At 43.5% G+C, this 13,671-nt stretch carries 12 protein-coding genes; 8 read left to right on the top strand and 4 right to left on the bottom strand.

Annotated features, from left to right (window positions below; all coding sequences use genetic code 11):
• Positions 1–2: 2 nt before the first annotated feature.
• On the top strand, positions 3–482 hold the full coding sequence (gene rlmH, locus V1225_RS02340) for a 23S rRNA (pseudouridine(1915)-N(3))-methyltransferase RlmH (protein WP_160200972.1): 480 nt from the start codon (positions 3–5) through the stop codon (positions 480–482).
• Positions 483–747: 265 nt separating this feature from the next.
• Here rlmH and V1225_RS02335 read toward each other — a convergent pair whose 3' ends face one another.
• Positions 748–1,398 (bottom strand): GntR family transcriptional regulator, encoded by a 651-nt coding sequence (locus V1225_RS02335; RefSeq protein WP_160200971.1) that lies wholly within the window; start codon positions 1,396–1,398, stop codon positions 748–750.
• A gap of 247 nt (positions 1,399–1,645) precedes the next feature.
• On the opposite strand from V1225_RS02335, the gene V1225_RS02330 reads away from it, so the two are divergent.
• The 4 genes from V1225_RS02330 (at position 1,646) to V1225_RS02315 (ending at position 6,910) form a co-directional block, all read left to right on the top strand.
• Positions 1,646–3,043 carry an AbgT family transporter gene (locus V1225_RS02330; RefSeq protein ID WP_160200970.1) on the top strand — a complete coding sequence of 466 codons (1,398 nt, stop codon included), beginning with the start codon at positions 1,646–1,648 and terminating at the stop codon, positions 3,041–3,043.
• A 29-nt stretch (positions 3,044–3,072) separates the two neighbouring features.
• Complete coding sequence (locus tag V1225_RS02325; RefSeq protein WP_161908766.1) at positions 3,073–4,248, top strand: amidohydrolase; 1,176 nt, start codon at positions 3,073–3,075, stop codon at positions 4,246–4,248.
• A 99-nt stretch (positions 4,249–4,347) separates the two neighbouring features.
• A complete protein-coding gene (locus tag V1225_RS02320; protein WP_161908765.1) occupies positions 4,348–5,223 on the top strand; it encodes an arginine deiminase family protein in 876 nt (291 codons plus the stop codon).
• Positions 5,224–5,242: 19 nt separating this feature from the next.
• Positions 5,243–6,910 carry a M20/M25/M40 family metallo-hydrolase gene (locus tag V1225_RS02315; protein WP_338547497.1) on the top strand — a complete coding sequence of 556 codons (1,668 nt, stop codon included), beginning with the start codon at positions 5,243–5,245 and terminating at the stop codon, positions 6,908–6,910.
• On the opposite strand, the gene V1225_RS02310 is transcribed toward V1225_RS02315, so the two are convergent.
• The 3 genes from V1225_RS02310 to V1225_RS02300 form a co-directional block, all read right to left on the bottom strand.
• A complete protein-coding gene (locus V1225_RS02310; RefSeq protein ID WP_251631492.1) occupies positions 6,902–7,564 on the bottom strand; it encodes a TrkA family potassium uptake protein in 663 nt (220 codons plus the stop codon). The two genes, V1225_RS02315 and V1225_RS02310, sit on opposite strands and share 9 nt — an antisense overlap.
• 35 nt (positions 7,565–7,599) lie before the next feature.
• Complete coding sequence (locus V1225_RS02305) at positions 7,600–8,931, bottom strand: potassium transporter TrkG (RefSeq protein WP_161908758.1); 1,332 nt, start codon at positions 8,929–8,931, stop codon at positions 7,600–7,602.
• A 79-nt stretch (positions 8,932–9,010) separates the two neighbouring features.
• The gene (locus tag V1225_RS02300; protein WP_160200965.1) at positions 9,011–9,331 is read right to left on the bottom strand and encodes a metalloregulator ArsR/SmtB family transcription factor; all 321 of its coding nucleotides are present in this window, start codon (positions 9,329–9,331) and stop codon (positions 9,011–9,013) included.
• Between the two features lie 187 nt (positions 9,332–9,518).
• Between V1225_RS02300 and V1225_RS02295 the strand changes: the two genes are divergently transcribed.
• From V1225_RS02295 to V1225_RS02285, 3 genes are all read left to right on the top strand, one after another.
• Positions 9,519–11,207: an AAA family ATPase gene (locus V1225_RS02295; protein ID WP_160200964.1), complete on the top strand. Its 1,689-nt coding sequence runs from the start codon at positions 9,519–9,521 to the stop codon at positions 11,205–11,207.
• 265 nt (positions 11,208–11,472) lie between these two features.
• Positions 11,473–12,171 carry an isochorismatase family cysteine hydrolase gene (locus V1225_RS02290; protein ID WP_160200963.1) on the top strand — a complete coding sequence of 233 codons (699 nt, stop codon included), beginning with the start codon at positions 11,473–11,475 and terminating at the stop codon, positions 12,169–12,171.
• A 23-nt stretch (positions 12,172–12,194) separates the two neighbouring features.
• On the top strand, positions 12,195–13,568 hold the full coding sequence (locus V1225_RS02285; RefSeq protein WP_160200962.1) for an APC family permease: 1,374 nt from the start codon (positions 12,195–12,197) through the stop codon (positions 13,566–13,568).
• The last annotated feature ends 103 nt before the right edge of the window (positions 13,569–13,671 follow it).

The raw sequence follows: 13,671 nt of genomic DNA, 5'->3' as shown, positions 1-13,671 counted from the left end.
ATATGAACATTACGGTTATCTGTATTGGTAAATTAAAAGAAAAATACTGGAGTCAGGCTGTAGAGGAGTACAGCAAAAGGCTTCGCAGCTATTGCAGTCTGGAAATCCTGGAGTTAAAGGAGTCCAGACTTCCTGATAAAGCTGGTGCTGCCGAGGAGCTGGCTGTAAAGGACGCCGAAGGGAAGGAAATCCTGAGGCGGATTAAGGAAAACATGTATGTGATTACATTGGAAGTCAAAGGGAAAATGCTTTCCTCTGAAAAATTAGCGGAAAAGATAGAAAAACTGGGCCTTTCCGGCGACAGTAATATCGCCTTTATTATTGGCGGCAGTTTGGGACTTTCCGATGAAGTAAGCAGGAGAGCTGATTTTAAACTTTCCTTTTCTGAGATGACTTTTCCGCACCAGATGATGCGGGTGATTCTGCTGGAACAGGTGTATAGAAGTTTTAAAATTATGAGGAATGAAACTTATCATAAATAATTTCACTCATAGGTATTTACTTTTGCGGAAAAAGGATTATAATAAAAATAGTTCAAAATGAACAGGGAAAAATTTAATACGGAGAAGTTTTTTCTGTATGGTGGTTTATAGTTTACATTGCGAGGTTTTTTCCCTGTTTATTCTTGGATAAGAGAAGAAATGTCAAGGATTGAATTGACATTTTTTTTTTGGCGGTTTTCTACAAACTAAAAGATGTCAGGCAGGCAATTTTACGCCAACGTGACATCTTTTTTAGTTATAATGCTTATACAATCATATCATAGGTTGCGTAGTCCGGCATCCAGTGAGTGTCGGCAATATAGTGGAACAAAGTTTCCGTGTCTTTTGCTTTGAACAATTCCAGAATTTTACGATGTTCATTATTAGTCTTTGCAAACACTTCTTTCAGGGTCTGATCGTTGTCATCGATATAGGTTTTTTTCAATAGTTTGTTCTTTGTTTTAGCAATTGTATCGATTAGGGTATTGTTGCCGCATTTATTGATATATAGCTGGTGGAAGGTGGTTTGCTGTTTGTAATACATCTCGTAATTGCCAGAGTTGATAGCAAGCTCCATTGCGTCTATATAAAAAGCCATATCGGCATAATCCTGTTCTGTTAAATTGTCACAGGATAATTTTGCTGCGTAGCCATCGAGGACTCCGATGACTGCATAAATTTCCTTGATGTCGGTGTGACTCATCGCTTTGATGACAAAACCTTTGCGGGCGCGGTTTTCCAGCACGCCTTCAGCGGCTAGCTGAATTAAGGCTTCGCGGACAGGTGTACGGCTGATATTCAATTCTTCACAGATCACATTCTCGTTGACACGTTTATCGGGGAGAAGGGCGCCATCACGTATTTGCTCGGCGATATAGTCATAGACGTGGTCTTTTAATGTTTTAAATCTTTCCATGTATGGTTTCCTCTCAAAATTCTAACGCTTATATATAATATATAACGGCTGGAATCTTTCGTCAATAGAATTCGACAAGAAACGCGAATTTATCTGAAAAATCAGATATGACCTATTGACAGAAGAAAAAGTTTTATATATAATATACTCATCTCGGTAGAAAATATAATATATTTTATAATTTATATCGAATATAATCTGCCGAGCGCAATTATTTTATTTATAGAAAGAAAGAGAGGTTTATGAAATGCCGACATTAAATGACAAGAAGAAGAAATTTCAATTTCCGAGCAGTACATTAATGCTGTTTTCCATCATTGTAGTGGTAACTATCTTAACCTACATTGTACCAGCAGGTCAGTATGAGTATGTGCTGGATGAGGCAACGGGCTATAACGTTGTAGATGGGGGAAGTTTTGCTTATGTTGATCAGAGCCCAGTCAATCCGTTCAAACTGTTCGTAGCAATTCAGGAAGGCTTTATCAACGGTGCACAGATTATCTTCCTGATTTTATTCGGATATTTCTGGGTATATTCTGTCATGCAGACTGGTGCTTTTACAGCGATGATTAACACGCTTCTTAACGGCAGGGCAAAGGACAGCAAATTATTTGTTCCTATCGTTATGTTGGTTTTTGCATTAGCGGGATCTACTTATGGCGAATTTGAGACTGTATATGGGCTGATTCCGATTTTCGTGGCGCTTGCCATTGCGCTGGGTTATGATGCAATCGTGGGAATGTGCATGTCAGGTATGGCAGTGGCAGTCGGCTTTGCCTCTGCAACGACAAATCCGTTTACCATCGGTATTGCACAGACGTTTGGGCAGCTGAAGATGTTCTCCGGCTTAGGATACAGATGGCTCATCTTTGTGGTATTCTATCTGGTTGCTGTGGCGCTGGTGATGAGATATGCTCTAAAAATTAAGAAGGACCCAACGAAGAGTCTGCTTTACGGCATGGATTACTCTGCTTTCCAGGTTGAACGTGATGAAACCATGAAGTTTACAGGCAAACACAAAATTATTATGCTTGGTATGGTTGTTACAGTCGCAACCATTGTATATGGCTCTTTAGAACTGGGCTGGTATATCAATGAAATGAGCGCTGTATTTATCATTTCCGGTATCATTTCTTCTATCATCGGAGGCAAAAGAGCAGAGGGTATCTGCGCAGATTTGATTACATCGTTGTCAGAAATGACAGTTGCAATGGTCGTAGTAGGTATGTCCAGAGCAATTCTGGTTATCATGCAGAACGGAGTGATTATTGATACTGTAATTCACGGTATGAACAGCATGATGGATGGACTTCCAGCGTGGGGAACAGGTATTGCAATGCTGATTGTGCAGAATGTCCTGAATTTCTTTATCCCATCGGGCAGCGGTCAGGCGGCAGCAATTATGCCGATTATGATTCCGCTGGCAGACCTGTCTGATCTAAACAGACAGATTGCAGTGCTTGCTTATCAGTTTGGTGATGGATTCTCCAATCTGTTATGGCCGACAGCGTCCTGTACAATTATGTGTGGTATTGCAAAAATTCCTATGGGCAAATGGTATAGATTCTTCCTGCCGATTTTTGCAGTGTTCTTCGTATTACAGATTATCTTTATTGTAATCGCAGTTCTGATGAACTATAGTTAAAATAACGGGAAAAGAAAGGATTTTCTAAAATGCAGGAAAAAGAGTTTAGAGATTTGCTGCTTGCGCAGGTGCGCATCTTTGAGAAAGAAGTTATTGCAGTCAATGACTATATGGCAGAAAATCCGGAAACTGGGTCGGAAGAGTATAATAGTTCTCGCAAAATGGTAGAATTGCTGAGAAAATACGGAATTCAGGTGGAGTATCCTTTTGCTGGATTAGATACAGCCTTTAAAGGGATTATCAATCCTGAAAAGGAAAGCAGAATGGTGCTTTTAGCAGAATATGACGCTCTGCGGGGTTTAGGTCATGCCTGCGGTCACTGCGCCAGCGGCAGTGCGAGCCTTCTTGCGGCTTTGGCGCTGAATCAGGTAAAGGATCAGCTGGATTTCGGCGTAGATATTATCGGAACACCTGATGAAGAAGTCAACGGTGATAAATGCTATATGGCGGATGAGGGTGTTTTCGATGGATATGATTTTGCAGCCATGGTTCACATGGGCGGCTTTAATACGGCAGAGGTTAAATTTATTGCCTTAGATGGTCTGGGCTTCAAGTGGCACGGCGCGCCAGCTCATGCGGCAGCAGCACCGGAAAAGGGAAGAAATGCCCTCAATGCGGCACGACTGTTTATGGACGCAGTCGATATGATGAGACAACATGTCATAGAGGAAGCTAGATTGCATGGCTTCATTAAGCAAGGCGGTGTTGCTTCTAATATCGTTCCCGATGAGGTGGAAATTGAATTTATAACCAGAGCGCCAAGAAGGGAAGACCTTAATGATATTACAGCGTGGGTCAGAGACTGCGCAAAAGCGGCGGCTCTTGCGACTCGGACGGAAGCTGAGATGTTTCTGGTCGGTGCGCCGTTCCATGAACTGCATATCAGTGAAATTGGTAAGAAGATTATGGAAGACTGCTTTACCGATCTGGATATAGACTTTGTAAAAGGATCCTCTGCCATGACAGGTTCCTCAGATATCGGCAATGTCGATTATCGTTGTCCGGCATTTCATCCGGTTATGGGAATTGGTAAGAATTACGATCCCCATACCAAGGAATTTGCAGATGAAATGACTTGCCCGGGAACCCATCAGGCGATCAAAAATTCAGCGAATTATCTGCTGACTTTAGCGGCAAAGCTTTATACCGATAAGGAGTTGCTCGCGAAGCTCAAAGCAGATCACAAGGCGTACAGAGGATATTAACTCTTAAAAATTTGAAAAGATCATAGTTTTATGTGATAATTAGGGAATGTGTGAAAATACATTCCCTTTTTAAAATAATTTATGTTAATGGAGGAAATTATGAATTACGGATGTCAGAGTATGGTCAAAAAAATTGACACAATTTTAATTAAACGGCCGGAAGCGGCTTTTGTGAGTCAGGAAAACCTCAACGAGAATTGGGAAAAATTCAAGTATTTCGGGTGTCCAGACTATGAGAAGGTGCTTAAGGAGTACGAGGTCTTTGAAAAGATCATCAAAGACAATGTCGAAAATGTTTATTATCTTCCTTATGACGAGAGAACCGGACTTGACTCTATCTACACCCATGACTCCCTCAAAGTCACGAAAAAAGGCGCAATTTACTTTCCGATGGGAAAAGAACTTAGAAATAAGGAGCGCCTTGCGACAGAAGCTTTTTTAACAGAGCATGGGGTGCCGACTTTAGGATACATTAAGGCGCCGGGAAAAATGGAAGGCGGCGATGTCCTTTGGATTGATGAAAAGACTGTAGCGATCGGCAGGGGGTATAGAACTAATGATGAAGGCATTCGCCAGTTCAAAGAACTCACAAAGGATTTTATCGATGAATATATTGTGATTCCAATGCCCCACGGTGACGGCGAAGAGGCGTGTCTTCACCTGATGAGCATTATCAGTTTTGTGGATACCGATAAAGCCGTTGTTTATTCCAAATACATGCCGGTATTCTTTAGAGAATATCTCATCGAAAAGGGCATACAGCTGATCGAATGCAATGATGAAGAATACGATTATCTGGGAACCAACCTGCTGGCGCTGGAACCTGGAAAATGTGTTTTAATCGCAGGCTGTCCGGAGATTCAGAAAAAAATCGAAGACGCAGGTGTAACGGTTTACACTTACGAAGGAAAAGAAATGTCCTACCGTGGTACCGGCGGACCGACCTGTCTGACCTGCCCGGTATGCAGAAAATAGGAGCTTCGAGGTAATATTCATGAAAAATCACAATTTGGATTTTGCGCTGCTGGGCGATAAGATCAAAGAAATTCTATATGAATATGTAAAAATTGAAAGTTTTACTAATACCTCTGGTGAGCGATTAGTAGAGGAATTTTTCACTGGGCATTTTGAAAAGATTCCATATTTCAAAGAGCACCCCGAGAATTGGGGTCTGTACCCCTTAGAAGATGATCCGCTGCAAAGGCATGTCTGCTGGGCTATAGTACGGGGAAAAGGGAATAAAACTGTTGCCATGGTACATCATTACGACATTGTGGATATCGAAGATTATAAATTGCTCAAGCCGCTGGCTTTTTCACCTGATGAACTTGCGGCAGCCCTTGCAGATCATAAAGATATGCTGCCGGAAGATGCGCTGGCAGATTTGGAAGCGGGCAGCTTTGTATTCTGCAGAGGCGGCTGTGATATGAAAGCGGGAGGCGCTATCCAGTACGCACTTTTAGAGGAATACAGCAAACTTGCGAGTTTTGAGGGAAATGTCATCGTTCTTGGCGTCCCCGATGAGGAAAACCTTTCTGCCGGCATGCGGGCTGCGGTGCGGCTTTTGGCAGAACTAAAGGAAAAGCAGGGACTTGAATATCTGATGATGATCAACAGCGAGCCCCATCAGAGAAAAGATTTTTCCAAAGGTGTTTTTTCTGAGGGAACAGTGGGAAAAATGATGCCATTTGTCTATGTGAGAGGATTTTTATCTCATGCAGGGAAAGTCTTTGAGGGACTCAATCCGGTATCCGTTTTGTCGGAAATTGTGGCGAAAACGGAAGTTAACATGGACTTTGCCGATGTAGTAGACGGAGAAGCGGCGCCGCCGCCAACCTGGTTATATCAAAAGGATAGTAAAGATCGTTATGATGTCTCTATGCCGCTGTCTGCACAAGGTTGTTTTAGCGTTCTAACTTTAAAGCAAACGCCTGCAGAGCTTTTAGGAAAGGTAAAGAGGGTCTGTGAAGATGGATTTCTGACAGTAATTGAGCGGCTTAACGAGAATTATGAGAAGTTTTTAGCTGCTACGGGGCAGCCGGTAAAGAAGCTGCCTTGGAAGGTGAAGACTGTAGGTTTTGGAGAACTTTATGAAGAGGCAAAAGCCCAGCACGGGACAGTCTTTGAAGAGGCTTACGAAATGGAAAGAGAGCGGATCTTGCGGAATCTTGCCGCAGGGCGTATCAATATGATTGAAGGGAACTTCCAGCTCATTGAGAAAATCTACGATTATATTGAGGATATTTCCCCCAGAGTTGTGTACGGTTTACTTCCGCCGTATTATCCAAACGTGTCCAATGTATATTTTGATGGGATTGCAGAGGAAGCGTCGGGGCTGAGCGAAAAGTTATCCACATATACACAAGAAGAGTATGGACAAATTTACGATAAAGAATATTTCTACACCGGAATCTGCGATCTGAGCTACATCAATATTGACGATCCGACAGCCCAGCGGGAATCGGTGGCAGGTGCTATGCCGCTCTTTGGTGCGTACTATGATATTCCTTTCGAGCAGATTAAAGCTATTTCCATGGCAGGGATTAACATCGGTCCGTGGGGAAAGGATTTCCATAAACTGACGGAGAGAGTATACAAAGAGGATTTGTATGAGCGCACGCCGCGCATTTTGGATTATGCAGTGAAGCTGCTGCTAAAATAAGCTGGCATGTTTTTTCACAAACTGCTGAAAGTTTTGCCGTCCTCCGGCAATGAGCAGGTGCATGGTTTCCCTAAAAATAAAATCTTGGGAATCTACCGCCTTGATGACATCGTTTTCTTTATAAGCGATGACATTGAGGCGGTATTTTTTTCGTATCTCCAGTTCTTTAAGACTGTGTCCAATCCAGGACTTTGGCGGCGCAATTTCAAAAATACCGTAATCAGAAGAAAGTTCCAGATAGTCAAAGGCACTGGCGGCACTGTATTTCATAGCGGTGCGCAGCGCCATGTCACGTTCGGGATAGATGACGGCATCGGCTCCGTTGGAAAGAAGAAATTTAGCATGAAGATCCTGATTGACTTTGGCAATCACCTTTTTTGCGCCCTGTTCTTTCAGCATCATGGTGATAATCAAAGAAGTTTCCAGATTGTTGCTGATGCAGACGAAGGAAAGATCAAATTCGCTTGCACCGAGGCTTTTGATCACTGATTCATCTGTGCAGTCACCGATTTGGGCAGCAGTGACAAAGGGTGCAATTTCGTTGACACACCGCTCGTCTTGATCGATTACCAGAAGTTCATTTCCCAGTTCAGAAAGACGCATGGACAGATGACGACCGAATCTGCCCAGTCCAATAATTAAAATAGAACGCATGAGTTGTCTCCTTTTGTTTGAATTTTTTGTACCGCTTATCCGATGAGAATTGGCTCTTTAGGATACCGCAGCCTGTGGGCAGGTCTATGACTGCTGATTACCATGATGACAGCAATACTCCCCAGCCTGCCAAGATACATCAGCGCAATGAGTATCGCCTTCGAAAATACACCCAGTTCTGCCGTAATTCCCATGGAAAGACCTACTGTACCAAGGGCAGATAGTACCTCAAAAAGTACGTATTCAGATTCCAGAAGGGGATTCGCAAGAAGCAGCAGAAATGTACAGAAAATACTTGCAATCAGGTAAAATGAAATACTGGAGAAGGCGCGCTGCTGCACTTCTTCGGGCAGTCGCCTCTGGAACAAAGATAGATCTCTGCTGCGAAAAATTTGGGAAACGATAGAGAGCAGAACAACAGTGAATGTGGTAACTTTGATACCGCCGCCAGTGGAGCCAGGACCGGCGCCGATAACCATAAGACACATGGTCAGGACTCTGCCCGCCGGCGAAAAATCACTGTAGTCAGAAATCGCAAAGCCTGCTGTTCTCGGGGTAACCGACAAAAATAGAGCGTTCATCCATTTTTCTGCGAGGGAAAGGGAGCGCAGTGTGGTATTGCTTTCTAAGAACAAAAATAAAAGACAGCCGGATATAACCAAAGCTGCGGTACAGGTCAGCATAATTTTGCTGTGCAGGGTGTAGGTGCGGAACCGGAAACGATGGTCGATGAAGTCACGCCAGACGATAAAACCGATGCCGCCTGTGATGATCAGTATAGTAGTGGTTAGAAGCACCAGTGGGTCTTTTGAAAAATGCTGTAAAGATGTACCGGGGGTAAAGATACCCATTAAATCGAAGCCTGCGTTGCAGAACGCGGAGACTGCGTGGAAGATGCTGAACCACAGACCTTGCGCAGCTCCAAAGAGCGGGATAAAACGAAATGCCAGAGCAATGGCGCCGGCACCTTCGAAGATGAGGGTGCCCAGTGTCATCGTGCGCAGCACCTTGGTAACAGTGCCGATGGTTAGACTGCCCATAGACTCCATCAATGTGGTACGCTGAAAAATGCTGATTTTATGTCCTGAAAAATAAAGAAGCGCCATGGAGAGCCCCATAAATCCAAGACCGCCAATCTGAATCAGAAGCAGAATGATAAGTTGACCCAGAAAATTCCAATGAGTATAAATGTCCATCGGAGAAAGACCGGTGACGCAGGTCGCCGAGGCTGAAGTAAAAAGGCAGTCGATAAAGGGCGTGGATTCACCGCTTGTTGTGCAGACCGGCAGACAAAGAACCAGTGCACCTGTCAGAATAATCACGGCAAACCCTGCCGACAAAAGCTGTATAGATGAAAGTTTTCGCATAGGTGCATCATCCTCCTGCCTTATGTTTCATCAATGGATGTAAGGCGGATATCTGCACTGGGCGGGAGGGAATACCCCCCTATATGACAGAATACCGTTTCGTCACATTGATATATTGCATCAGTATGCCCAGATTTGCGTAATAATATGAGAATTTATCTTGTTTTTTCACTTCAATTAGACCGGATTGTACCAGTTTCTTCATATGCTGAGAAATGGTGGCTTGTGCATAGTCGAAATTTGCGACAAGGTCTTTGTTGCATACGTTTTCCATGGTTTTGTTGCACTGCATGATGTAGCGGAACAGACGCAGGCGAACGGGATGTGCCAGTGCATCGGACACGTCTGCAATCATTTCGATGTCTTTTTCGTCAAAGTCCTGTTCTTTTCTAATTCTCATAATGAATGTCCTCCAAAGTTTTAGATTGTCAAATACCAATATACAATAAAACGGTCAAAATAGCAAGGAATGTGTCGAAAAAAGGTGGTAGAAACAGATGAAAGGCAGATAAAAGAATTTGTTTTATTGTCTGCTTGTGAATTTACAATTTTTCACGTATACTATAGATACGAGGAGGAGATGGCGAATGGATAAGAAGAGAATCCCTATTGGATTTGAGGATTTTAAAGAGATTAGAGAAGAGAACCTGTATTTTGTGGATAAAACAATGATGATACAGGAACTATTGGATGGCAGCAAAGTGACCTTGCTTACAAGACCGCGCCGGTTTGGAAAAACTTTGAATCTTTCCATGGTACGCCGTTTCTTTGAAGATGAGAGAACGACGGAAGGTGAGAAGATAGATAATCGCGGTCTCTTTGAAGGGCTTGCCATAATGGGAGCAGGAGAAACCTACCTTGCACACATGGGGCAGTATCCGGTGATTACTTTATCACTCAAGTCAGGGAAGCAGGATAATTATGATTTGTCATATACAATGCTGAAACGGCAAATCGTTGCGGAGTTTTCGAGGCACCGGTATGTCCTTGATGGGACAATGGATACCACCCAACGAGATAAATATCAGGCAATTCTTGGAGAAAGCAAGGAACCTGCCCTATATATTGACGCACTGCGTTTTTTGTCAGAGTGTCTGTATCACTATCACGGCAGGGAAGCTGTCATACTCATTGATGAATATGACGTGCCGTTAGAAAATGCATATTTTCAAGGTTTCTACGATGAGATGATTGGATTTATCCGTTCGCTGTTTGAGTCAGCCCTGAAAACCAATCCGTATCTGAAACTGGGTGTGGTAACCGGCTGCCTTAGAATCAGTAAAGAAAGTATCTTTACGGGGCTTAATAATCTGGAAATTCACTCCATTATCAGTCCGAAATACAGCAGCTGTTTTGGCTTTACCGGTGCGGAAGTGCAGAATATGCTGGCATATTATAATCTGGAAGACAGGTTTGAAGAAGCAAAAGCATGGTACGATGGCTATCTGTTTGGAAATACGGAAATCTATAATCCGTGGAGTATTCTCAGCTATGCCAGCAATGCAAAGGCGGGTGCGCAAATCGCAACAAGACCGTACTGGTCAAACACATCGGGCAATGGCATTGTGAAAGAACTGGTTGAAGACGCTGACGATATTACCCGAGAAGAACTGGAAATTCTCATGGACGGCGGAACCATTGAAAAGCCAGTTCATGAAGAAATCACTTATGGAGATATTCACAGTTCCAGAGACAATCTGTGGAACTTCCTGTTCTTTACAGGATATTTGAAGATGAAAAGTCAGAGAATTGAAGGCGAAACCATTTATTTGGAAATGACCATTCCAAATAAGGAAATTCGATCTATCTACAGGCAATCTATTGTCGGGTGGTTCGACCGAAAGATTGAGCGCATAGACAGAAGCCCTCTGATTAAAGCCTTAGAAGATGGCGACTGCGAGGCTGCTGCGGACTTTATCTCTTGCCAGCTGATGGACACTATCAGTTACTTTGACTATGCGGAGAGCTATTATCATGGATTTTTGAGCGGACTTCTGAAGAACACCGGACGCTATTCGATTCTATCCAACCGGGAAAGTGGAAATGGCAGACCTGACCTGATCCTTAAAGAAAAAAAGTTTATGGGCAGAGCAATTATTATAGAATTGAAGGCTGCAAAGACCTTTGCGGAGATGGAAACAAAGTGCGATGAAGCGCTTGCACAGATAGAGACGCAGGGCTATGCAGCACCGCTGATTGCCGATGGCTATAGACCTATATTGAAGTATGGGATTGCTTTGTACAAGAAGGGCTGCATTGTGAAAACAGAGAAATAGAGAAAAGTTTACTGAGCGTGTATATACGTTGTATATATGCGCTTTTTCTTTTGCGTGAATTTCGCCGGAACTGGATTACCAAAAGGTAAAACCTGAGGCGAGTTTTTTACGTTAAGGTGACAAGTCGGTTGGGACAGTAGAGTGGAAAAAGAAGGAATAATCGAAGATAACGTTGAAATTTCAATAATATTTTTCTTCTAGGAGGCATTGGCACGAAAATCGCAATGATGAAGTGAAAAAAGATTCTGACAAGGAGGAATAGTCAATGAAAGTCAAAGAAAAATATCTAAACTTCTACTACGAAACAATTGGGGAAGTATGTGAACCTGAAATCAATCCAAAGAAAACGGCGCTGCTTCTGGTGGACCTGCAAAACGAATTTGTTCGGCGGGATTGCGGCGAAGCGCTGCAGTTTCAGGCGGCAGGGGAATGGGAACGATGGATTCCTTTCCATGACAGACTGGATGAAGTTGTAATTCCTAACAACCAAAAGCTGCTGGAATTTTTCAGAAAGAATAACTTGACGGTGACCTATGGAAGAATCGCCTGCCTGCGGGAAGACGGCGAAGACAGATCACCGGTACAGAAGTCTGAAGGCTGGAATGGTATGCTGCTTCCTGTGAATAGCTATGAAGCGCAGATGATTGATGAGCTGGCGCCGCTTGAGAACGAAATTGTCGTAAATAAGACGACAGACAGCGTGACTACGGGGACCAACTATCTGCAGCTGCTGCAGTTTATGGGCGTGGAAACCGTGATTGTAACCGGAATTGTAACGGATCAGTGTGTTGCGTCTACAGTAAGAGGACTTGCAGATGCTGGTTACAAAGTAATCTGTGTAGAAGATGCATGTGCAGCAGGCAGCATGGAGCTGCATGATGCAGAACTGAAAATTATGAGCGTTATTTACTGCGATGTACTTTCCACGGACGAAACAATTGCACTCATTGAGAAGAACTTATAGCTCATAGGTAACAGGAGAGAAAAATGGAAACACAAGGACTGAGAAAAGAAATAAGACTGTCCGGCATGATTGCTATGGCTGCCGGCGGCATGATTGCAGCGTGGATGGTTGAAATCAAGTACTGGTTTGAAATCGGTGGTGCAGGAGCAGCGCTTTCTTTACTGACATGCGCAATCCTGATTTTACCGCTGGCATTTATGTATACTGAAATGACTTCTATGATGCCCTATGCAGGCGGACAGAATATCTGGATTACAAACGCTTTCGGATTTAACACCGGCTTTGTATCCTGCTGGATGATTATGCTTCTTTATATCATGGCAATGCCTACGGTGTCGATGGGAATTGCCTCTATGCTGGCATACTTATTCCCAATTACAACCACACAAATAAAAATCATTGCAGCGGTGCTGCTGGTGCTCTGGTATTTCTTAACCAACTTTGAATTGAAGCTGCTTACCAAACTGCAGAATGTGTTCTTTTGGAGTACGCTGGTAATTGCCGTTGCTGCGGATGTTATTTTTATTGCAAGTGGAAAGTGGAGCTTTGCAAATCTTGACTGGTTTCCAAACGGAGCCGCTGGGTATACTGCAGGAATCGGTCTTTTAATCATGAAGTTTGTAGGATTTGACCTGATTCCGCAGCTTTCAGAGGAGGCAAACTTTCCGAAAAAGGATATTTGGAAAGCTTTTGTAGGATCTTTAGGTTGTACAGTGCTGGTTTATGGTCTGGCGGTCGTTGCAATCGGAGGTATCGTATCCCTTGACTGGATTAGCGAAGTAAGCATTGTAGACCCTATGGTGGCAGATCATCTGGGACTTCACTGGCTGGGGATTCTTCTCGTCGTTATGGGCGTTTTGACCTGTATTACTACGCTATCCTCCTTCTGGCTCTCTGCTTCCAGAATCCTCTATGGTGCAGCAAAGCAGCATCAGTTTACTGCAAGATTTGCTAAGTTAAACAAGCATGGACAGCCGCAGTTTGCAAATCTAGTTGTAGGCATTTTGTCCATCTACTTTACGATTTTTGCGCCGGAGGCATGGGTAAATTACATATACGTAATTTATGGCGTTGCAGCAGGTGCAGTATATCTGATGGTGACGCTTTCCTTCATGAGAATCAGAAAAACGCATCCTGAGTGGGAAAGACCATATAAAGCGCCTGCCGGCATGCTGCTTGGCGTTATAGGAATCGTATTTTGCATATGGATTCTTTGGACTAATGGCACTGCAATGGGTGCGGCAGAGTGGATTGTACTGGCAGTGTATGCGGCGGTCGGTGTTGTGCTTTGGGGTTATGCAAAGGCAATGCAAAAGAAAAATCCGCTGGATTGGGCGCCGGTTGTATTGAGTCCAGATACAGTCACCAAAGAAGAAGCAAATGAAATCACGCGCTGAGCTGCGGCATGGAGGCTAAGACTGAACCGTTGATATTCCAAAAATAGGAAAAGCAAAATGATAACATAGCCCGGGGAATATCTCGGGCTTATGTTATAATAAA

This window comes from Emergencia sp. JLR.KK010 (assembly GCF_037018265.1).
Lineage (GTDB): Bacteria > Bacillota > Clostridia > Peptostreptococcales > Anaerovoracaceae > Senimuribacter > Senimuribacter intestinalis.
Note: the sequence above shows the minus strand (reverse complement) of the source record. Positions and strands in the feature narration are given on the sequence as shown.

What these genes read in the sequence shown, in the direction of transcription:
- rlmH (WP_160200972.1), top strand. Translation starts at nt 3, where the DNA reads ATGAACATTACGGTTATCTGTATTGGTAAATTAAAAGAAAAATACTGG.
- V1225_RS02335 (WP_160200971.1), bottom strand. Translation starts at nt 1,398, where the DNA reads ATGGAAAGATTTAAAACATTAAAAGACCACGTCTATGACTATATCGCC.
- V1225_RS02330 (WP_160200970.1), top strand. Translation starts at nt 1,646, where the DNA reads ATGCCGACATTAAATGACAAGAAGAAGAAATTTCAATTTCCGAGCAGT.
- V1225_RS02325 (WP_161908766.1), top strand. Translation starts at nt 3,073, where the DNA reads ATGCAGGAAAAAGAGTTTAGAGATTTGCTGCTTGCGCAGGTGCGCATC.
- V1225_RS02320 (WP_161908765.1), top strand. Translation starts at nt 4,348, where the DNA reads ATGAATTACGGATGTCAGAGTATGGTCAAAAAAATTGACACAATTTTA.
- V1225_RS02315 (WP_338547497.1), top strand. Translation starts at nt 5,243, where the DNA reads ATGAAAAATCACAATTTGGATTTTGCGCTGCTGGGCGATAAGATCAAA.
- V1225_RS02310 (WP_251631492.1), bottom strand. Translation starts at nt 7,564, where the DNA reads ATGCGTTCTATTTTAATTATTGGACTGGGCAGATTCGGTCGTCATCTG.
- V1225_RS02305 (WP_161908758.1), bottom strand. Translation starts at nt 8,931, where the DNA reads ATGCGAAAACTTTCATCTATACAGCTTTTGTCGGCAGGGTTTGCCGTG.
- V1225_RS02300 (WP_160200965.1), bottom strand. Translation starts at nt 9,331, where the DNA reads ATGAGAATTAGAAAAGAACAGGACTTTGACGAAAAAGACATCGAAATG.
- V1225_RS02295 (WP_160200964.1), top strand. Translation starts at nt 9,519, where the DNA reads ATGGATAAGAAGAGAATCCCTATTGGATTTGAGGATTTTAAAGAGATT.
- V1225_RS02290 (WP_160200963.1), top strand. Translation starts at nt 11,473, where the DNA reads ATGAAAGTCAAAGAAAAATATCTAAACTTCTACTACGAAACAATTGGG.
- V1225_RS02285 (WP_160200962.1), top strand. Translation starts at nt 12,195, where the DNA reads ATGGAAACACAAGGACTGAGAAAAGAAATAAGACTGTCCGGCATGATT.